We start from the raw sequence: 21,029 nt of genomic DNA, 5'->3' as shown, positions 1-21,029 counted from the left end.
AACGGTCATATTCTTCCTCCTTTTTGTATGCCTCCATTTTTCCTTTGAACTATCCTGTTCGTTCCATTATAGAACAAACCCAGTACCGGTGTGGTACTGGGTTGTTTTTTACAAAAATTATATTTGTTTTACAGGATTCTCTCTGCGGCCCTTTGTTGATTATTTTATGATAGAGGGAAGTTTGAATGTCCAGAGCTGCGTACCATTCTCCGCCGAAGTGCTTCCTACACCAAAATCATTATCATTGATTATGACGAGTGTCCGTCCATGCAGCAACGTAATCCCCTCGATTTTCTCATAAGGGTATTTGAAACTCACCGCATCCAATACGGATCGTTTCGTCGGCGTAACAATCCCTTGTTGTGCTAAATCGGACGCATTCATTTGTTCAAGGGTTTTCCCAGATGTATCTGCCGTATCATAGCTTCCCAAAATATTAGTCGCAGCGGAAAGATCTGTCGCATAAATTTGTTTCAATTGTGCTTTCGTTCCGACATTTTTATCCCGCTCATCGATGAGCAGGGTATGTTCATTGACGGCGAACAAATCAGAAATAACAATATCGGATTGTTTCAAATCTTTGAATTGAGCGGCATCCTCCGTGACATAAGCATATTCAGCGATAGGTTTTAACGTCTTCATATCGATTTTCAAGATGCGTAAATTTCTAGAGTTGTCGACGGTTTTATCGGGATTACGAAGCGGGCTCTGCATAGCTGCGAACATCCATTTTCCATCCGGCGTGATGCTAATTGCTTCAATGCCACGATTCTGGCGTCGACTCAAGTAAGACGCTGGAAGTACTTCTTTAAGCGGAACCGCTGGAGATTGCAACATCGCGCTCATGCCTTGCGGAACAAGTCGTTGTAGGATGGTCCCGTCCTTCTTCACTTGTACAATACTTGGACCGTATTCTTCAGATAACCAGAACGTTCCATCTTTTGGATTGTAGGCTAGTCCTTCTAGATCCAAGCCATAGGGGTCATAGGACAGAATTTTAGTCGCTGCCGTATCATAAGGGATTTCATCATGTTTAATAACATTCGGTAGACCCGTGATTTTAGAGGTTCCTGTGACAGGATCTTTGCCTTTGACTTGTAGAGGGATCGACGAGAGAATGGAGATTTTACCTTTTTCTATTTTGATTTTATAGATGGAAGGCGTGAAATTCGGTAACGGGAAGGTACGTCTTGTTTCACCGTCGATTTCAACCTCACCGTTCGGTCCACGGTCACTGCTTGTGTAGAATACATTGTCAGGGTCGCCTGGTAAATGAACTAGCGATGATCCAAATCCCATTTTAATGCCTTTCGACAAATCAGGGGATTGAAGTATGTACTTCCCAGTTAGTTTGGGTTGGGATGTAACGTTGGTTTGATCAGCGTGGGCCTGCGGAATGGCTGTCATCATGATCCCTGTTCCGATCGTTGCTACAGCAAGCATGGATAAAAGAATGTTCTTTGCGTTCATGTAAGTTATTGCTCCCTTCGACATGTTATACCTTATTATGACAACAGCTTGTTCGCGAGGCATTAACCAAGTGTAAGAGTAATGTAAAAATTTTCTTGTCTTGGGCCTTTGATAAGAACTTATATCCATAAATTAAAAAGCCCGCTTATGCGGGCCTTTAATAATAGAATTTACAGCCCCGTACAATTCGTAGCCGAGGTTACTTCGTGTTAAGCCGTACATTCTTTATTGCGCAATATACGAAATATCTCTAGCAATATCACATTTAGACTAAGCCATGCCCCAGCAAATATATACCCGGCTGCTACATCGCTTGGATATTGTACATTGAAGAATATTCGGCTAATTCCTACCAGTAAACAAAGGATGAATACGAATAACGTTGCAGTTATCTGCATTTTCACATTACCATAATGGCGGACCAATAAAAAAGCTGCAAATCCACAAACTGTAAGCGAATTTAAAGTTTGTTCGCTTGGGAATGTATAGGGAAACTGAAGCCCTACTAGTTCAGGACCTGTTCGATGAAACAACATCCGCAGTCCCTCCGCGAGTATTTCTCCTCCAATAATAACAAAGGCAAAGAAAGAGATTTCAAGAAATCGGTCTTTTCCCTTAAAAAATATCCACACACTTGTGAGGATGATTACTGGTGCATACACGTAATAAGAACCCAACAAAGCGAAATTGTTCATCGAAGCCGTCCAACTTGAATCGAATATCTGATGAATGACGTAAGATGTAACCTCATCAAATTGTGTAAATTCTTTCTCAAAGAAATCTTGGATTATCCCAATCATTAAAGAAAAAAACAAGACAAATACTACAAAGACAGAAAGCACAAAAAATCTAACCTTGCCCATGGATTGGAATCGCTGTACCCATTTATTCAGGCTGCTAATGAGCTGATTTTCGATTTGCTGCTTATTTTTCCGGTATATATAAACCAATATAAAAATAACTGCCGCAATGATTCCGCCTATAATCAGATATCGATTTATGGTGTGATGATACTGCTCCCATTTAGGGCCTAATACTTTACCTAGTGATATAAAAACACTGACCCAGAAAAAAGCCCCAATATAAGAAAAAATGGCATATTTCCGAAATGGTATGCGAGTGACACCTGAAAAGTACCCAGTTATATGGCGTACCCCGGGGATAAAATAAGCGATGATCAATACCTTATTTCCGTATTTTTGAAACCAATGTGAAACCTTGTCAAGCTTGTCAGGTCCCAGATGAATGCGGGTTCCATACTTTTCAAAGAAAGGAGTTCCTAACCCAAAGCCGATCCAATAAGAAATCGTCATTCCAACAGAAGCTCCGGCCCCAGCTGTTAGTATTGAGAGAATCCAATTGAGTTTTCCTTGAAAAACAAGGAGCCCGGCATAGCTCATTAATACCTCTCCTGGAAGTGGTAATGCAAGCATCTCAAGTAATAAAGAAAAAAAGAGAACCCAATTTCCATAATGCTCTAGCCAGTTTGTTAAAAAACTCAATTTCCATTCCCCCTCCATATCTATTTTAAACATTTAAGAAAAAAAATAACCCTTGATTCGAATCAAGGGTTGCTCGCTGGTAGCCTAGCTTAGCCTGGACAATAAGTTATAAGCAGGACTTACTTCCCATGTTTCATACGGAATAATAGACCTTGCTCGCATAGCATCGAGTGTACGAGATCTTTGGTTTGGACGCGTTATGTATTGGTCTATATTAGATTCGTTTAACGCAATATATCTAGCTTCTTGAATTTCTTCTGGTTGAATTTTTATCTCATCACTAACGTACTCTGCTGTAAAAACTACTGATAATACATGTTTCGTTGCATTATAATACACACCTGTAATTCCAAGAGGTCGTATGACAATGCCCGTTTCCTCCAGGTATTCCCTACAAACAGCAACGTCCAATGGTTCCCCAGATTCAACGTTTCCTCCTGGCATTTCCCATGTATCCGATCGCCAATGTGTCCTGAGTAATAAGACCTCGCCCTTTTCATTCTTAACAAAAGCTGAAACAGAAACTACATGTTTTGGTTGTTCGTACTCCACTCGATATCACCATCCATATTTAGTTACACTAATTTTACCAGTTAGTTCCTCGATTAATGACTTTTTAGCCTCTAATAGACAAAGTATAATAAACAAAATTAAAATTCTGACCATTCATTTCAAATTCTTCGTCACTTGTAGCAACTTGATCAAATCCATTTTTCTCTAAAACTTTTTGAGATGCTATGTTATTAGTTGTAGTTTTAGCTATAATCTGGTTTATTTCTTTGTCAGTTATTGTTTCTAACAATAATTTCAACGCTTTATTTGCAATACCTTTTCCAGTATGTGCTTGCCCCACCCTATATCCAAGATGACCGATTTTTTGAAATTTATCGATATCTACTAAATTTATTCTTCCTAGAATTGAACTATCTTTATCTTTAATTAAATAAAAATACGAACCTCCTTGAACTTGTTCTTCTAGTAAGGATTCATGTCTCTTTTTAAAAATCTCGGGATTATAGTAATCATCTCCACGAGTTGGTACCATCTCTTCGAAAAAAGTTCTGTTTTCAAGTTCAAACTTATACAAATCTTCTGCATCTTTAACATGTAGTTTTTCAATAAATACATCCATGTGTAATAACCACCAATCCATTCTCAATATTTACATTGTTACCCTATAACTGCTTATACTATTATTATAGAGTTAATCTGATAGCTCCTTCTGATATTTGCTATGACCATCTTCAGTTCTGCCTAAAAATTGAAATCCACTTTGTATGTAATATTCATTCAATTTTAAATTATCATTAACACAATCAAGCTTTAAATATCTCTTACTTTGGGGAATGTCAAATCCATGCTCGATCCAGTTTAGTATTTCCCTTCCTAATCCTCTACCCTTTTCCTTATGTGATATTGCAAGTCTATGTATGAATATAGAGTCTCTAACATCTAAATCTGCCCATACATGTTTATCCCAATCATCTGGGTCCAACTGGATTGTCACTGTACCGACTAAAAGATTATTCTTAAGAAAAACATAGGCAGTGCCATTACTGATGCTGTCTAGTACATCATCCCTCCCATGATCATCAAGAAAATGACTCCATTGATTTAAACCGAGATTTCTGAGCCATTTAGAGGATTCAGTAAAGAGATCAATCAATGTACTAAAGTCACTCACATATGCTTTACGAACAACTAATTCATTAAATTCTGTTTGTTCCTTCATTTTCAATTGTCCCCCCTTTAACAGATAACTTGATAACACCAATCACTTAACCCTTATTCTACCATGTTAAATATGGGGGTGTCTTATTTGCTTCAATCAATCAATTAGCCACCACAAAAAAGCCGCTTCACAGAGAGATCCATGCGAAGCGGCTTTGCTTTGGAGCAATACGACTAAGTTTAATGAATGAAACGATAAATACGATACAACATCACTGCTGCTTCGGCACGCGTTATAGTTTCCTTCGGAAGAAAATTGCCGCGTTCGATTTGGATGAATCGTTCACGTAACAATGCTGCTACATTCTCCGCGGCATATGCTGCAAGTGATTATTGAATCAAATGTTAAAGCGCTTTACAATCGATTTTATGATCATGAAGCGATTAAGACATTTTTCTTTTACGAATTAGTAAATAAAGTAAAATCAGGCATCCAAACGCGAGAAGTGTATATACAATGTTTGAGTAAACATCCATATATGCAACAATAGTTCCCCATGAAGATCCTACAGCAGCACCAATGCTAACGAGAATAACATTCCATATCAATGAGCCGAGGGTTGTTAAGAGTATGAACACCCCGAAGTTCATGCGGGTGCTGCCAGCCGGAATGGAAATTAGACTCCGGACTAATGGAATTAGCCGGCATAGAAATACGGTCCAAACACCATATTTCGAAAACCAGGCATATGCCTTATGCACGTCTGACGTAGTAAGACGCATCAATCGTCCCCATTTAACAATGATACGTTCCATCCTCTTGGCATCAACTAAATAACCGATGTAGTACAATACAATTGCCCCGACTGCTGACCCAATTGTTGCTGAAATGACAACGCCAGCGATACTAAGATTGGAGTAAGTCGTCATAAATCCACCAAATGTCAAAATGACTTCAGATGGAATCGGTGGAAACAAATTCTCAAGAGCGATCAATAGGAAGACACCCATATAGCCAAACTCATTCATGATGTCCGTAATCCAGTTTTCCATTTACGACACCTCTCATTATGAATATGATTATAATTCATGTTTTTGCAACTTCTGATAGATCAAGACATCGAGCACTTTATAAATAAAAAATAAGAAGATAAATGAAGTACCATACACGGCAAGAATCGTTTCAATGATGAGCGTCATTAACGAGTTTAAGACAAACAATCCATCCGTTACGACAAGTAAGCTAAGGAGTGTAAATGCCACCGCACTCCATCCGAATAAATAATAATGAGCGTGCAGATGGAATAGAGAAGAATTCTTCGATAAAGATAGTAACTCTTTTACTTTGAATTGTGAGATGGCTTCTGCTATCGCCTGAGCTTCGGATATCCCCTGATTCATTAAATCCTCCGCGTAGTCCTCCAAGTAATTGCGCAATTCGACCTTGTCTTCACTGCTCATAGCTAACTGTTCGACATAGGCTTGAATATCATTCTGCTTCCTGTACATCGCGTTAATCCGAATATGACCTATATAGTTCGTTCCACTCCACAATACCGCCATTCCGAATGAAACGCCGTATCCAACAGACAACCAGAATTGGTCGTCAGGATTGTACGAACGATCCAAGTAGAAAAAAGCGCCGCATATTGCCAATGAAACGATTAACAGCCAGCAATACTTGATATCATATAAACTAAATGCTTTCCTTAGCAGGTTCATATTTGATCCGTCTCCTTATATAAATCGGTTAACGATTTCGTATGTATTCCGCCAGTCTTCAATATATCGATCCAAAAGTACTCTTCCTTCGTCTGTAATCGAGTAATATTTTCGCCTCCCTCCATGCGTCTGATCCCCCCAGTAGGAAGAGACTGCGTGCTGTTTTTCCAACCGCTTTAAGGATAAATATAAAGTTGCCTCTTGTAGTTCTAATGCTCCTAATGTCTTTTCCTTGATTGCCTTTGAGATTTCGTATCCATAATTATCTTGTTCCTTAATAATCGAGAGGATGAGAAGATCGACGGTCCCCTTTAACATTTCCGCATTCAATCGCTGTACCCCACCTTCTAATTACCTAACTATTTTCAGTACTTAACAATCATAAGTTAAAGTACTTAAAAATGCAAGGTAATTTAGAAAATGCGAAAAACCACCCCGAAGGATGGCTTTTCGATAGATAAATCAATTGTATTAGTTGTCTTATTACCGTAAGTTCGCATTCGGTTCGATGCCTTCTGTATGCTTACGATTTGGTAATCATCCACGTGACACCGAACTTATCTACGACTTCGCCATAATAAGCACCCCATGGCTGAAGAGCAAGAGGATACTTGCTAACGCCGCCCTCGCTAAGCTTGGCATATGCCGTTTGAGCTTCTGACACTTCGTCATAATTCAAGGCAAGACTGATGCTTCGGTTATACGAGACCGGTTCGAAAGAGTCTGACATCATTAACGTATTCGTACCAGCTACCGTCAAAGCCAAATGCATGACTTTATCCTTCATTGCCTCGGGGATTCCTGGTGTCTCACCGAATGTGGTGAGAAACTGAATTTCGCCACCGAGTGACTCGACATAGAAATTCGCCTGACCTCTTGCATCCTCCGACATCAGATAAGCGTGAATTTGTGCTCCCATAAAAGTTCAACAACCTTTCTACTTGTTTTTGTCCTTCTATGAATACGACGAGTGAACGTTGGTGAAATCGACAAAAGAAAAAATATTTTTTATTATTTTTCGTTTCCCTGCTCATTCAAGCTTGATTTTATGTATCAAAGTTGCATTACGATCTATTTCCCGTCTCAGCTTCCCACTTGGTAATTTCCTCTCGAACCCGTGGTGCAACCTCTGTTCCTAGCAGCTCAATAGCTCTCATCACTTGGTCATGCGGCATCGTACTCAACGGTACATACATCATAAAGCGTGTAATGCCTACATGTTTGCGAAGGTGAATAATCTTCTGGGCAACCGTGTCCGGATCGCCAACATACAGTGCGCCTTCAAAGCTGCGCGCGGCATCGTAGCTAGAGCGGTCATAATAAGCCCAGCCCCGCTCCTTGCCGAGCTTATTCATACCTGCCTGGGTAGATGGGAAAAATGTATCTGCTGCTAGTTCCGTATTCTCTGCTATAAATCCTATTGAATGCGATCCAACCTTAAGCCGCGATTCGTCATGACCAGCGTGCGCTGCCGCCTTCTTATACAGCTGTACAAGCGGTTCAAAGTGCATCGGACTCCCCCCAATGATCGCCAGCATCAAAGGCAGTCCTAGCAGACCGGCACGGATTGCTGACTCCTGATTCCCCCCGCTGCCGATCCATATCGGCAAAGGATCTTGAACGGGCCGTGGATACACGCCCAAATCGTCAATCGCTGGCCGATGCCCGCCCTTCCAGGTTACTTTTTCGGAATTCTGTATTTTCAGGAGTAATTCCAAATGCTCTTCGAATAGTTCATCATAGTCATGTAAGTCATAACCAAACAAAGGGAAAGATTCGATAAAGGAACCCCGGCCCGCCATAATCTCCGCACGTCCATTAGATATCCCGTCCAACGTAGAGAAATCCTGAAAAACGCGCACCGGATCAGCTGAAGAAAGCACCGTCACTGCACTGGTCAGCCGAATCCGGCTCGTCTGTGATGCCGCCGCAGATAGCACAACTGCTGGTGAAGAAGCTGCATAATCCTTTCGATGATGTTCGCCTACTCCGAACACATCAAGACCCACCTGATCGGCAAGAACAATTTCCTCGACTACTTCACGCAATCGCTGTGCGTGACTTATCACTTCACCCGTCTGAACATCCGGCTTGGTTTCTACAAACGAAGTAATCCCTATTTCCACAGCCACTCTCTCCTTTTTATTAAACATCATATGATAGAAACTTATTTGACTTCGGCAGCCGTAGCTCGTCTGGTCATTGCCCAGAATAGCAACGCTACAGCACTGACAGAAGCCCCCAGCAAACATACTCCTTCCCAACCATAATGCGCATAGATATGGGTCGAAGCGATTGAACCGCTGGCACTTCCAATGGAATAGAACACCATATACCCAGCAGTTAGTCGGCTGCGCGCCTCCACACGTAACGGGAGGATCATCGTTTGATTCGTGACATGTACAGCCTGCACTGCCAAGTCGAGAAGCACAATGCCAATAACCAATGCGAACAGTGATTGTTCGGTATAGCTAATGAACAACCAAGAAATCAACAATAAGATCAGCGCAATACCTGTCGTTCTCTGTCCGTAACCTCGATCAGCCAGCTTCCCTGCTCGTGCTGCAGCTAACGCTCCAGCTACTCCTACAAGACCGAATGCTCCAATCGCGCTATGCGATAGAGAGAAAGGCGGCCTGCTTAGGGGCAATACGAGCGAAGTCCATAAAATGCTAAAATCGGCAAAAATAAGCAGGGCCAGAACAGAGCGGATACGTAACATTCGTTCTTGCACAAACAGGATAAGCACGGATCCCAGTAACTGAGGATAGGACAGTGTTTTGACCTCGCGTTCCACTTGAGGCAATAACTTAAAAAATATAAGAACCATAACAAGCATCAGCGCAGCAGAGACCAGATATACGGAACGCCAACCCGCAAGATCTGTTAATATCCCTGAAATGGACCGCGCAAGAAGTATGCCGATGACAATCCCGCTTGTTACTATACCAACGACACGCCCACGTTCGGCCGGGGCAGCCATCGTTGCCGCGAACGCCACAAGTGTCTGAGTTACTACGGCAAGGATTCCCACCAAAGCCATACCTGCAAATAGAAGTGTACTGTTGGGGGCAGTTCCAACGATAACCAAGGCTATCATGGACAATAACATCTGACCGATAATCAAGCGGCGCTGGTTCAATATATCCCCAAGCGGTACCAGCAGCAGTAGTCCCAATCCATAAAAGATCTGCGTGATCGTAATAACCATGCCAATCATTGAATAGTCAATGCCGAACTCACTCGACAGCTGGTCGAGTAGCGGTTGGGCGAAGTAGATATTGGCGACCGACATCCCGCAGGCAACCGCAAATAATAGTGTCATATAGCGAGACATGGAAGTATGACGGCCTGTATTAGACGTGATCTGCTGCGGCTGTGACGAATCAACATCGCCTGCTGCTTTTTCTATAACCTCCTCCATTTGTGTACCTTCCCTCCATTCATGTTGACCGGCGGAAATCATATTTTATCGATCGGTATGTTATTTGCCAAGTAAATATATCCCATGGTTAATGATACTGTCAACCCATTGGAATAATCCAACCTTCATTGACAAAATGAACGACTAATTATAAAATTATAATATACTATTCAGTACATAATATGACATTAAATCATGTCCGGAATCATAGAGCAATAAAAAAAATCGAGTTGAATGAGAGGTATTCATCATGGCAAGAACCCGTGAATTTGACGAAGAGAAAGTATTGGATGCAGCGATGCAGCTATTTTGGGAGAAGGGGTATGAAGCTACTTCGCTTAGCGATCTAACTGCCAGAATGGGTATTCAACGCCCTAGCATATACGCTGCCTTTGGAGATAAGAAAGAACTGTTCGAAGCCGCGCTTCGTAAATACACGATGTCCCGTGCTTCCGATATACGAGCTAGACTTCAAAGCCATTCTTCTGTAAAAGATGCATTTTCCACTTTTTTTGATGACGTAGTTGCTGAGGAATATTCAGAAGATCGCAGTCGGGGCTGTTTTTGTATCAATACCCTGGTCGAACTTGCGCCTCATGACGAGAAATTTGAAATTCTGACCAGAGAACATCAAATGTATCTAACAGTCATTTTTCAAGAAACCATTGAACGAGGGGTAAAAACGGGTGAGCTCGAGGCCAACACAGACACAAAGGCTGTATCACGTGCACTAATTATAGCGTTAATTGGAATTTCAGTAATGATGAAGGCTCGTCCACAGCGATCATTTATTGACAATGCAATAACAACGACACTCACTTTACTCAAGTAAATCAGAAGAGTTCAATCACGTCATGCTGATTTATTAACACCCGTCATATGAATAGCGCTTTTTTCGTAAAATAACAAGTTATTTTAATGTCTTTTTTACAAACAAAACAAAAATAAGCAGACTAATTAACCCAGATACAGCACAAAGAATAAATAGCATATGATAACCCATGAGCTGTGAGACAAATCCTAGAATCATAGCCCCTAACCCAATCCCTAAATCAAAAGCAGTAAAGAATGCAGCGTTTGCCACACCTCTTTTCTCTTGTGGAGCTAATCGTATCGTTGCTACTTGAAGAGCGGGTTGTGCTGATCCAAATCCAATTCCGTACAAGATAGCTGTAATTACGAGTCCAACAAGCCCATTTGTCATTGCTAGGACTATTAGTGCGAGTATCAGTATAAAAAGTGCAGGGACAATAATGAATCCTTCCCCATATTTATCAGATATCTTCCCTGCAAGCGGTCTAATTACTGCAAGTGTGATAGCATAGACTAAGAAAAAAGTACCAGCATTAACTTGGATTTGTGCTGCGAACAATGGTAAAAATGTTGTAATCCCACCAAATGTAATGGATAGGAAAAATGTAGAAATACCTATGGGTAAGACTGTTTTTTCATAAAATGATATTGGTTTTTTGGATGTATTTTGAACCACTGGTATTTTTGTACCAAGTGCACATATAAATGCAATCATTGCTAATGCTGTGCATAGAAGAAATAGATAATGAAATGAAAATGATTTTGCTACCCAAAGACCTAAAATGGGTCCTAAAGCCATACCTAAGGTCATTGCAAGTCCATACCATCCCATTCCTTCCCCACGACGTGACTCTGGAATAACATCAGTCACAGCTGTTCCTGTTGAAGTTGTAGCAACTGCCCAGCTAATTCCATGAAGGATACGTAAAATCACTAAAAATAATACTCCTGTTACCCAATCATAAAAATACATTGTAATTGCAAAAAACAGTAGTCCGGTTAATATAAATACCCGTCGACCATACCGATCCATTAATCCCCCAATAATAGGACGAAAAATGACTGCCGATATCGTAAACACTCCAATAATAAATCCAACTTGAGATTCACTTCCACCTAATTGCTGAATAAACATAGGTAGCGTTGGCATTAGTAAATAAAATCCACCAAATAGTAATAACGCTGTAATTGTCAGCATGATATAGTTTTTTGTCCATAAACGTTCCATTGTAATGTAATCCTTCTTCCTATCGATAGAATAAGCGAATAAAAAAGCAGTACCACCGCTAAAAAAGTGTTGGTACTGCCATTTTGCGTGTCAAGTATCTTGTTAATTAGAATGTACTTGCTACTTTAACAGCCTTTTCAAGTCCAGTGGCAATAATTTCTTCTGCTTGATCAGGGAATTGGTTGTGACCTTCAATGACTATTTTCTCGATATCTTTTACACCGAAGAAGCCCATCATACTTGCTACATATTTAACAGCCATTTCTATTTCAGCGGCTGGTCCTTTAGAATATACACCACCACTCGCGTTTAATAATGCCATTTTCTTATTTCCAATAAGACCTACTGGACCTTCTGGCGTATATTTAAATGTTTTGCCCGCGCGGTTTAAGTAATCAATATATGTGTGTAGTACAGCTGGGATTGTTAAATTCCATAATGGGAAACCAAACACAACTTTATCCGCTGCAAGGAATTGATCTAAATATTTATCAGCTACAGCTACGGCTTTTGCTTCTTCTTCTGTTAAATCAAGTCCTCTACTCGCCTTAAATGTACCGTTAATCATATCTACGCCTACATATGGCAATTCTTCCTTGTATAAATCAAGCTCTACCACGGTATCATTTGGATGTGATTCTTTATAGCACGCTAAAAATGCCTCATATAATCTCACACTAACCGCTTGATTTGCTGGACGATTGTTTGCTTTTACGAATAAAACTGTTGTCATTCTCTTTTCCTCCTGTTAATCACTCATGTTGTGATTTGCAGTCAATCTGGTTGACTGCATTTTATAAAATTTATATTTCACCACTAATTTAATCTAGCATTAACAATCCCCATCTATATTACATTGCAGTCCATCCAACTCATTCTCTTTATTCTTTTCTATTTCTTGATCAATTGCCTTTGCTAATTTTTCTTTGCTAGTAAAACCTTGAATAACTTCGTCACCAATAATGAACGTTGGAACAGCCGTAATTTGTGCTTCAACATGGGCATGCTTTATAGCTTCCCGATGCATTTTTTGGTACTTTCGTGATACTAACGCTTCTTTAAATGCTTCCTGAGAAAGCCCCACTTCGTCCGCTAATTTTGTTAACACTTCGATGTCTTCAATACTTTGTTCCTCTTGGAAATGTGCAATAAACACTCTATGGTGAAACTCATTTCCTTTGCCATGTTCCTTTGCAAATTGGTAACCTTCAAACGCGAGGTGCGTATACGAACGCAAATGAGGTAGCTTTATATCTAATCCTAATTTTTTAGCAGTAGGATAAATAAATGAATTCCAAGCTTCCATTACACGAGGTTGAGTCCGTGGATCAATTTTCGGAGATGGACTAGGACGCAATTCAAATGGCATCCATTCTACTTTTACATCTTTTTCCTTTACAACTTCATCTAATGGACCTGTCCCTAAAAAACAAAATGGACATATAAAATCAGAATAAACTTTAATTTTCACAGTCATATATATGCTCCCTCACTTTTCTTTTTATCTCTCAAAGGCGTAGAGAACCGTTGGAGAGCCAAGACTGACGTAATAACCATAATGAGAAAACTTCGATTATGAATACAAATTTATCTTGGTTCGATTACAATGTAGCAACACATTGACCTTACAATATTTTTGTAAAACGATATTCCATTTCTCCAGCTAAAGCTTCAGGTGTATCACCCGTTTCTCTAAAATCATGTGTATACAGTTGTTCAAGCGGACCAAAATTTACTTGCTTATAAAATTCAAAACAAGGGAATCCATCATGTGCACCTTCTATCTCGACAGTACCATCTTGTTTGACATGTAGATTTAATAGATAGTCAACGGGAGGTGCATATTCATTTAGTGGGTTGCTAGCACTTGCACTCATTTGAAACTTGACGTTATCAGAACTCCATACGATATCAGTGCACAAAATACCTTCAATACTAGCTTTTCCTGTCCTCTTATGAACGGAACCATCTGGCGTTGTGACTCTTTCTGTTGTTATGCCAGTATTCGCATATGTGAAGATCTCTTTTTTATCAAAATCTACAACGACTTCTTGTTCAACTCTGGAACGCATCGTGTTGACTGCATAAGGTGTAAATTCACGTGAGTCGCCTTCGAATTGGATTACATTCCCCGTTAGAACATCCTTCCTCGCTTCAGTCCAAGACATTGGAATAAATACGCTTGCTCTTATTTTAACAATGTGAATCATATAGCACCTCCATCGTATTTTTTAGCGAATTCCATTTTGTTCATGAGAAAAACCGTATAGTCAACTTGATTGACTATATGCCGTATAGTACAATGAAACTTAAATAAAGTCAACTTAATTGACTATATTTTTAGGAGGTTTTACGTATGAATCATTCAGGATTAGATCTTACATCACTTTTGTCTTTATCCTTCAGTGCATTGATAGATGAACTACATGACAGATTGAATGAGTTGGGGTTTGGAGATATTAGACCTGCACATGGTTTTATGTTTAAACATATCATCCCTGATGGAGCAACCGGTATAGAACTAGCTGAGCACCTAGGAATTACGAAGCAAGCTGTGAGTAAAATGGTGGATTATCTTGAGAAGAGTGGTTATGTCATTCGTCAAACGCATCCCAATGATAAGAGAGGGAAAATTATTGTTCTGACCGAACGTGGCCGACAAGTAATGAAAGCAAAAGAGGAGATCATAGCTGAGATAGAACAGCGCTGGATTGATAACATAGGTGCTGAACGAATGCTAATGCTCAAAGAAGATTTAACAAAATTAGTTTATGAAGCAAATGAAGGTAAAATATCATCGAGGTCAAAACCTGTCTGGTAAATTGGTCGTGATTGACATTCGCATACAATGGTTTCCAGTTATTTGCATGGAAATTTTGAATAATATCGTTCTTCATTACAATAAATATTTGATTTGAGAAAGTACAAGTAATAAATTAAAAAAATTATAATATGAAATGCCGCGCATAAAGTATTAATAAGATGATGCGAGTGGGAGGTTATTTCATATATGCCAGATCCTTTTGTAACACGATCCCTCGATGAAATACGATTCTGGTCACGTATTATGAAGGAACATTCTTTATTTCTTAAATTAGGTTTTCGTTGTGATGATACGCAATTGATTCAGGAAGCCAACCATTTCTACGCCGTATTCGAAGGGATCGAAAATAAATCACATGCGTATACCGACGATACTGATCCTCAGACGATTCGGAGATTCAATGAAGAAGTCTATGTGGCAGCCTCTAATATTTGGGTTTTCAAGCGTAAGGTTTTAGGTCTCATTATTACATGCAAATTGCCTGGTGGTAATAACTTGCCATTACTAGTAGATCACACCAGCAGGGAGGCCAACTATTTCAGAAACAGGCTTTCCGAATTAAATCTAGGCAATCTAGAACCGCTGCCCGATGCAATCATTGATGAGAATGTATTTTTCCTACGCATCATGGCAGATCATGCCAAATTCATCGGACATCTATTAGATCCGTCCGAACGTAAGCTCGTTGAACAAGCCAGGAACTTTAGCCATGATTTTGATACTTTATTATTCCAAGCGATAGATCTCGACTCCATGCGTCCACAATCTCAAACCTATCCTCTACTTGATCAATTCCTTGACGAGAACAGAGTATCGGTGAAATCCCTCCGCGATTTTAAGAAAACAGCACGCGATCTGATCGATGCGTGCCGAATCAAAAGCGTCATTCATCCCTTATTGGCAGACCACGTCTTCCGAGAAGCCGAGAGATTCCTCTTCATTATCGATGCGTTCGATGCTTCACTCAACAAACAAAAGCATTCCTGACCGCGCAGTGACCTATTTGATACCTCAAGCAAATGGATTGAACCACGATTTGATTTTCATACACAATCGTCCATATGTAAAATTGAGAAGGCAGCTTTTAACCGGCTGCCTTTTTCATTTGCCCTTATTTCGAATACTCGGGTACTTTTTGATCTAGTCCATGATACTAACGGACAGCAGTTTGCCGTCTTCCTTAGATTCCTTATATGTGATTGGCAGCATTCCGTCCGGGAACGGCACCTCAAACCGATAGACACCGATCTTCGCATCGCTTTTGTCCACTAGTTCTTTTCCTTCATAGCTCCCTTGAACGCCAGCCTTTGTCAGTAGCTCCAGCGTCTTCTGCAAGCTGGCACCTTTATATCGGCCCTGCAAGTGCTCTGTCCACGTCATGGCATCCCAGTCGGGAGCTTTCACGTTTACGCCGTCCTGCCGCATCGTCTCCAGCAGATTGACGACCAATCGCCCGTCTCCTTCCTGCATTGCACAAGCAAGCGCCACGTAAGCACGGTTCATCGTCGTGATGTAATTGGTTTTGTTCTTGGCGGTCAACAATTCGAATAGATTCTCTGTACTCTGCTCCGCGGTGAACCAATAAGTATGGAAATCAAATGGATTTATCTGACTTGTACCCGGGATCAAATACCGCCCGTCATCCGAAACTCGGAATACCGATGAAATATCAAAGCGCGTTGGATATTGCATGACAAAAATATGACTGCCGTCACCGCTAATCATCATTTGAATGGATATTGGCTCACGCGGCCTCTCCCCTCCCGGCAGGATCGAAGCAGAGCCACTCATACTGGAGTAGTAGAAGCTGCCATCGTTAGCTGTCTCCCGAACAAGTCGATACAAAATCCGGCTCTTGTGCATGATAGGCTGCACGTCAATTTGAGTTGAATACCCATATGAAGTGCGGATTTCCTCACTTACCTGCCACGTAATGTCGGCTATCCCACGCAGTTCCTCTGGCTTCCGCTCGTTGGTTAAGTCCGGAAGCCTTATAGCAAGACGGTAATCATTTGTCTGCCACTCGTATGCTGTATACTTTTGATCTGATGTATGGAATACGTCAGAGAAATTCGTATTGAAAGAGATACCGTCGAGCCGCTTTTTGCTGCCGAAATCCAACTCACTTAAATGGTTGCCAGAAACTGCAAAAATACCTGCCGAGACGAGTACCGGCACGAGCAGTACGATCATAGCGTTTACAATCCTAGGTGTGCTGACCTCACCGTATGGCAGATCCGGAACCTGTTCGCCGTCCAGCGTTAGCTTCGCTACTAGCAGCCTCATAAGCCCGTAGATCAGCAAGGTACCAATGCATGCATAAGCGAGCAACGGTACCGCGTATCCCCAAGGGGGTGGCAGTGACCGGAATAGGCTGACGACTAGGGTACAAAACATGGCTAACAGCGCAAGCGGCAGCAATGTGCCGAAATAGCGGCGAAACATGCGAGGCGCCTTTGCTAATGCATCACTGAAAGAGATATTTTGGAGGACTATCAGATATGGCGTCAGCGAGTAGAACAGTAAAGCAATCATCAATATGATCCCCAACGGGAAAAAGATTGCAGCGAGGAAAACAATCAATACGCCTATCACGCATTGAAAGATTGACCAAGCGATCATATCACCGAAATACCTGCGTCCACATGCAAATAGAGGGCCTACCTTACGGTTCAGAACCCATCCTTTCAGACCGCCGAGGTACATGCCCCGGACAAAACTTTGCAATCCCATGACAGCCGCAGATACAAGGAATGCCATGATTCCCCATGCCTGTGGGCCCGTCTGTAGATACGTATATGGGACTTTCAAATCCGTAAGCGATGGCATATATAATGGGATGGTTACGGTAATGCCGAATGTCTGCACAGCAGTACCCGTTGTCGCTAACAGTGTCTGAGTATAAGGAAATATTGAAAATCCAAAATAAATGCCAAGTCCGACTACAGCCGTGACAAGTACTTCAAAAGCTAACACCAAAACAATCAAACGTGTGTAGGTCATCGTTACCTCCTCTGAATGATCAACTCATGTTCCCTTCACTCACATCTTCTAATATTTGACGAAATTGGATAGTAATTGTTGCACAAACATTGAAAAGGCAGCGATCATATTAGCTCATAATTGAAATAAAAAAGTTATTCAAAACGCGAACTTTAATGGTATATTATTACACGAAATGAATATTAAATTCGTATGATTAAGGAGGGTATTATGAAAAATTTTCGATTAAGAATGCCGTACTTGCTCATTGTAAGCTTGTTGGTCATGCTTTTCGTTCCCCAGTTTGCCTATGCGGAAGAGCACGTAGGCACTCGAGAAACAGCTGATTCAACAACCATTATCGGCGGCGTGAGTCCGTCGGACGGAGCAATGATTACCGAGAGCTTTACGAACATCAGCTTTGCGCTTGGGATTCCAATAGCAGATACGGGTTCGATCATGATCATGGTGGATGACCAACAACTTATAGAGCCGAATTATATGCATGGAATGGTGTTTACGTATTGCTCTAATTTGCAGAACGGTAACCATTCCTTAAACATTCGTGTCTTAGATCATGATAAGAACATCTTGCAGGAATACAACGGAAGCTTCAACGTCCGGCTTTCGGTATGGAAAGACAGTATCTTGAAAGCAGAGAATATCGAAGCGACTTCAGTCCGTTTATCCTGGACACCCGCCAAAGAGAGTTTGGGTTACAGAATATATGGAAACAGTCTTCTCCTAGGTTTTGTGAACGGAAATATAAACACATTCGATGCAACGAATCTGACGCCAAAAACCACATATAACTTTAAGGTAGAGGCTGTGCGCTCAGACGGAAGATGGACGACGGACGGCCCTGCCCTTACGGTGTCAACATTCCCTCAAGATCGACTAAACCCGTTTATTGAATCGGTGTCTCCCGCTGATGGCGATAGCTTAACAACGGCCTGGCCGAAGATCACAGCCAAAGTATACGATGTAGACTCCGGCATAAATGTAAGCATGAGTATGGTCGGGATCGACAATAGGATAGTGCCGTTCAGTTATGACGAAGCATCTGAGACGCTGATCGCGATCGCTCCCAGATTGCCGAGCGGTACGCATTCCCTTCTGATCTTTGTCACAGATAACGACGGTAATCAAACGCGGTACAACAGCAGCTTTACCGTAAAATACGAGGCGGGAATGCCGTTCCTGGAACGGAGCAACACAATTCGTGCCGCTCTTGACGCAGGTGATCCGGCAGATGTTGAGGATGTGCGCAGGCTAAGTTCTGAATTTGCCGAACTGGACGAGATAACCGACCAGTCCTTGATTGATCCGATCTGGAACAAAATCAAACTCAAGCTGCCTGCATCTGTTGACAAGGTTGAGTTGAAAAGGAAGCTGTTTCATATCATTGTGACGATTGGTTCGCTCCCATACGATCAACAGGAATCTGGGATAAAAACCATCTTGTCTGATCCCGAATTTTTATGGACATTGAATACGATAGCTGTGGCAGGTGGAGAAACAAACCTCACGATGGAGGATATTCTTTCGTTCATTTTCGGGGATGGCGTCGATCTCAGAGGTATCGAAGGCCATGTTCTATATTATCTCTCGGAATTGTCTCCCATCGAACTGTCTGGTCTTCTAGGCGATCATCAGAAAATGACGGACATCCTGATGAAAGCAATAACGAATCAGCTTAGTCAAACAAGCTATTACAAAATCAGCAAGATATTAAGAAATCTTAACGTCACTGCTTATGATGTTCAGTCGACTTTACTGAATTTCCAGAAAAGGCTGAAACATGACGGTTCCGCCGTTCATGCATGGACAGTTGCTTATATCCGCTTAATGGCCCAGGAATCCGTTAAAGTTAGTAACGATGGCTATCAGCACAATTACAGCTTGAAGGTAGCCTCCGTTGACATTCCGCCGCAAGCGCTAACATGGAAGAAGGTATCCGGAAGCTCCCATCTCACTATCACGCCAGACGGCATCGTCTCCATTCCTGAAGAGGCGCATATTGCGACCGCGGTTATTCAAGCGGCGCTCATCAATCCCTCTAGTGGAGCGAATAAAGTTATTTTCCAGAAAGAAGTGACCCTAATCGCTGGCAAAGATCCAACCGTCATTTTCCAGAGCATTATGAAAACTTTCGAGGGCAAGCTGGGTGAAATACAAAGCAAGCTTAACGTCGCGACAACACACGAAGAGCAAAAGTTGCTGCTGGTGGACTTGGTGAATGCAGGGAAACAGGCGATCAAGCAGATCAAACCGTTAAATATATCCGAAGAGGTCAAAACGAAAGCCATTGACACGATCACTAACGGGATTGTGCATGCGGCTAGCAGTTTGCTATTCTTCTAAAGCTGCTTTGTAACATTGTGTAAAATAACGAAAATGTAGGAACATTTGTGCATTTTTCTTTGACACAAATGTTCCTACATAAAAAAAGAAAAGCCTGGTTTTTTTAATATGTTCTTGTCCTTCGAATGATTTACTCTTTCGGCCCTTCAGTCTACCCACTCTATTTCACCTTAATGGCGATCCGAGTGACAAATTCATCTGGATTACTTGACGACAGATAACCGAGTAGCTCAAGCTCAAACGCATCACCGCAGATACGCATTTTTTTAGCATGAATGTATGCCTTCAACTGCTCGTAGGATGAATCCATGCTCTCGTAAGTGCCTTTGTGATTGATCATCGCATAGGCTCCTTTGGGCTTAATAAATAGCTGATCGCTTTCATGCTTTTCCTTGATCTTAATAAAATAATTCGTCTCTCTATAATCCCCTGCTTCCACACGACTTTGATCGATGGAACAAATGGCAACTTCAAGTTCAACTAAGTCTTCCTCGAGTTCATGAAGTTGTTCATAATACTTACGGATGGATTCCTTCTCGCCATCTCCTTCAGCTACGCGTACAGCAATAAAATATTCTTCCTCGCATTCTTCAATCCACGGCACTCCAATGACAGCGCGCAGTCCTTGATCCGTAATCTTGATAGCTCCTTGCAGTATATTTTGCATGCGCGCCAATTTATTTTGCTCTATGGTTAGTTGCTGTTGCATTTGTGTAAGTATGGATAAAAAATGTGACGAATTCTGATTTTGAATATAGTCCCTTATTTCTTTTAGTGCCATTCCCCCTTCTTTTAAAACTGAGATAATTTCATAGGTATAGTACTGTTTGATATCGTAATAACGATAACCATTGGGATTCGTTATCCTCGGCTTCAAGATGCCAATTTCATCATAGTAAAACAACGTATGTTTGCTTACTCCGCATATTTTTGCAAAGTCACTGGTAGTAAGGTATGGAGTATTCTTTTGATCTGACATGATGTTCATCCCCCTCTTGACTATAGGGTTACCCTATACTGTAAAGTATA

22 protein-coding genes and 1 pseudogene are annotated in these 21,029 nt (G+C 41.3%); 4 read left to right on the top strand and 19 right to left on the bottom strand.

What is annotated here, in order from left to right:
* Positions 1 to 159 precede the first annotated feature (159 nt).
* The 13 genes and pseudogenes from ACFQZR_RS12910 to ACFQZR_RS12850 all read right to left on the bottom strand — a co-directional run bounded on the left by ACFQZR_RS12910 (position 160) and on the right by ACFQZR_RS12850 (position 9,702).
* Positions 160 to 1,470 (bottom strand): esterase-like activity of phytase family protein, encoded by a 1,311-nt coding sequence (locus tag ACFQZR_RS12910; protein WP_379346389.1) that lies wholly within the window; start codon positions 1,468 to 1,470, stop codon positions 160 to 162.
* Positions 1,471 to 1,679: 209 nt separating this feature from the next.
* A complete protein-coding gene (locus ACFQZR_RS12905) occupies positions 1,680 to 2,972 on the bottom strand; it encodes a bifunctional DedA family/phosphatase PAP2 family protein (RefSeq protein ID WP_379346387.1) in 1,293 nt (430 codons plus the stop codon).
* Positions 2,973 to 3,056: 84 nt separating this feature from the next.
* On the bottom strand, positions 3,057 to 3,524 hold the full coding sequence (locus ACFQZR_RS12900; RefSeq protein WP_379346385.1) for an NUDIX hydrolase: 468 nt from the start codon (positions 3,522 to 3,524) through the stop codon (positions 3,057 to 3,059).
* A gap of 64 nt (positions 3,525 to 3,588) precedes the next feature.
* The gene (locus ACFQZR_RS12895) at positions 3,589 to 4,104 is read right to left on the bottom strand and encodes a GNAT family N-acetyltransferase (protein WP_379346383.1); all 516 of its coding nucleotides are present in this window, start codon (positions 4,102 to 4,104) and stop codon (positions 3,589 to 3,591) included.
* A gap of 72 nt (positions 4,105 to 4,176) precedes the next feature.
* The gene (locus tag ACFQZR_RS12890; RefSeq protein WP_379346381.1) at positions 4,177 to 4,704 is read right to left on the bottom strand and encodes a GNAT family N-acetyltransferase; all 528 of its coding nucleotides are present in this window, start codon (positions 4,702 to 4,704) and stop codon (positions 4,177 to 4,179) included.
* Positions 4,705 to 4,883: 179 nt separating this feature from the next.
* Entirely contained in the window at positions 4,884 to 4,997 is a 114-nt protein-coding gene (locus ACFQZR_RS12885; RefSeq protein ID WP_379346379.1) for a hypothetical protein, read from the bottom strand.
* 90 nt (positions 4,998 to 5,087) lie between these two features.
* Entirely contained in the window at positions 5,088 to 5,696 is a 609-nt protein-coding gene (locus tag ACFQZR_RS12880; RefSeq protein ID WP_379346377.1) for a DedA family protein, read from the bottom strand.
* 27 nt (positions 5,697 to 5,723) lie between these two features.
* On the bottom strand, positions 5,724 to 6,365 hold the full coding sequence (locus ACFQZR_RS12875) for a permease prefix domain 1-containing protein (RefSeq protein ID WP_379346375.1): 642 nt from the start codon (positions 6,363 to 6,365) through the stop codon (positions 5,724 to 5,726).
* Positions 6,362 to 6,490, bottom strand: a complete 129-nt coding sequence (locus ACFQZR_RS12870; RefSeq protein WP_379348945.1) for a hypothetical protein — start codon at positions 6,488 to 6,490, stop codon at positions 6,362 to 6,364. Before ACFQZR_RS12870 ends, ACFQZR_RS12875 begins: the two co-directional genes overlap by 4 nt.
* A 4-nt stretch (positions 6,491 to 6,494) precedes the next feature.
* A pseudogene (locus ACFQZR_RS12865) lies at positions 6,495 to 6,683 on the bottom strand (PadR family transcriptional regulator); the annotation flags it as partial.
* Between the two features lie 205 nt (positions 6,684 to 6,888).
* A complete protein-coding gene (locus ACFQZR_RS12860; protein ID WP_379346373.1) occupies positions 6,889 to 7,284 on the bottom strand; it encodes a VOC family protein in 396 nt (131 codons plus the stop codon).
* Positions 7,285 to 7,429: 145 nt separating this feature from the next.
* The gene (locus ACFQZR_RS12855; RefSeq protein ID WP_379346371.1) at positions 7,430 to 8,491 is read right to left on the bottom strand and encodes an LLM class flavin-dependent oxidoreductase; all 1,062 of its coding nucleotides are present in this window, start codon (positions 8,489 to 8,491) and stop codon (positions 7,430 to 7,432) included.
* Between the two features lie 41 nt (positions 8,492 to 8,532).
* On the bottom strand, positions 8,533 to 9,702 hold the full coding sequence (locus ACFQZR_RS12850; RefSeq protein WP_379348826.1) for an MFS transporter: 1,170 nt from the start codon (positions 9,700 to 9,702) through the stop codon (positions 8,533 to 8,535).
* Positions 9,703 to 10,039: 337 nt separating this feature from the next.
* Between ACFQZR_RS12850 and ACFQZR_RS12845 the strand changes: the two genes are divergently transcribed.
* Positions 10,040 to 10,621, top strand: a complete 582-nt coding sequence (locus ACFQZR_RS12845) for a TetR/AcrR family transcriptional regulator (protein ID WP_379346369.1) — start codon at positions 10,040 to 10,042, stop codon at positions 10,619 to 10,621.
* A 78-nt stretch (positions 10,622 to 10,699) separates the two neighbouring features.
* Here the strand turns inward: ACFQZR_RS12845 and ACFQZR_RS12840 are convergent, their stop codons facing one another.
* The 4 genes from ACFQZR_RS12840 to ACFQZR_RS12825 form a co-directional block, all read right to left on the bottom strand.
* Positions 10,700 to 11,830 carry an MFS transporter gene (locus ACFQZR_RS12840; protein WP_379346367.1) on the bottom strand — a complete coding sequence of 377 codons (1,131 nt, stop codon included), beginning with the start codon at positions 11,828 to 11,830 and terminating at the stop codon, positions 10,700 to 10,702.
* A gap of 106 nt (positions 11,831 to 11,936) precedes the next feature.
* Complete coding sequence (locus ACFQZR_RS12835) at positions 11,937 to 12,563, bottom strand: FMN-dependent NADH-azoreductase (protein WP_379346365.1); 627 nt, start codon at positions 12,561 to 12,563, stop codon at positions 11,937 to 11,939.
* Between the two features lie 99 nt (positions 12,564 to 12,662).
* Positions 12,663 to 13,307, bottom strand: a complete 645-nt coding sequence (locus ACFQZR_RS12830) for a DsbA family oxidoreductase (protein ID WP_379346363.1) — start codon at positions 13,305 to 13,307, stop codon at positions 12,663 to 12,665.
* Positions 13,308 to 13,455: 148 nt separating this feature from the next.
* Entirely contained in the window at positions 13,456 to 14,040 is a 585-nt protein-coding gene (locus ACFQZR_RS12825) for a DUF3238 domain-containing protein (protein WP_379346361.1), read from the bottom strand.
* Positions 14,041 to 14,186: 146 nt separating this feature from the next.
* Between ACFQZR_RS12825 and ACFQZR_RS12820 the strand changes: the two genes are divergently transcribed.
* Both ACFQZR_RS12820 and ACFQZR_RS12815 read left to right on the top strand, forming a co-directional pair.
* Positions 14,187 to 14,651, top strand: coding sequence for a MarR family winged helix-turn-helix transcriptional regulator (locus ACFQZR_RS12820; protein ID WP_379346359.1), 465 nt, complete (start codon positions 14,187 to 14,189; stop codon positions 14,649 to 14,651).
* Between the two features lie 189 nt (positions 14,652 to 14,840).
* Positions 14,841 to 15,641, top strand: coding sequence for a DUF2935 domain-containing protein (locus ACFQZR_RS12815; RefSeq protein WP_379346357.1), 801 nt, complete (start codon positions 14,841 to 14,843; stop codon positions 15,639 to 15,641).
* A gap of 153 nt (positions 15,642 to 15,794) precedes the next feature.
* On the opposite strand, the gene ACFQZR_RS12810 is transcribed toward ACFQZR_RS12815, so the two are convergent.
* Positions 15,795 to 17,657: a hypothetical protein gene (locus tag ACFQZR_RS12810; protein WP_379346355.1), complete on the bottom strand. Its 1,863-nt coding sequence runs from the start codon at positions 17,655 to 17,657 to the stop codon at positions 15,795 to 15,797.
* A gap of 210 nt (positions 17,658 to 17,867) precedes the next feature.
* On the opposite strand from ACFQZR_RS12810, the gene ACFQZR_RS12805 reads away from it, so the two are divergent.
* Entirely contained in the window at positions 17,868 to 20,000 is a 2,133-nt protein-coding gene (locus tag ACFQZR_RS12805) for a fibronectin type III domain-containing protein (RefSeq protein ID WP_379346353.1), read from the top strand.
* Between the two features lie 160 nt (positions 20,001 to 20,160).
* Here the strand turns inward: ACFQZR_RS12805 and ACFQZR_RS12800 are convergent, their stop codons facing one another.
* Positions 20,161 to 20,979, bottom strand: a complete 819-nt coding sequence (locus ACFQZR_RS12800; RefSeq protein ID WP_379346351.1) for a MerR family transcriptional regulator — start codon at positions 20,977 to 20,979, stop codon at positions 20,161 to 20,163.
* Positions 20,980 to 21,029 lie beyond the last annotated feature (50 nt).

Source organism: Paenibacillus sp. GCM10027629, assembly GCF_042676425.1.
Classification (GTDB): Bacteria; Bacillota; Bacilli; order Paenibacillales; family Paenibacillaceae; genus Paenibacillus_K; species Paenibacillus_K terrigena.
The sequence above is the reverse complement of the archived record's forward strand: the minus strand, read 5'-3'. Positions and strand labels throughout refer to the sequence as shown.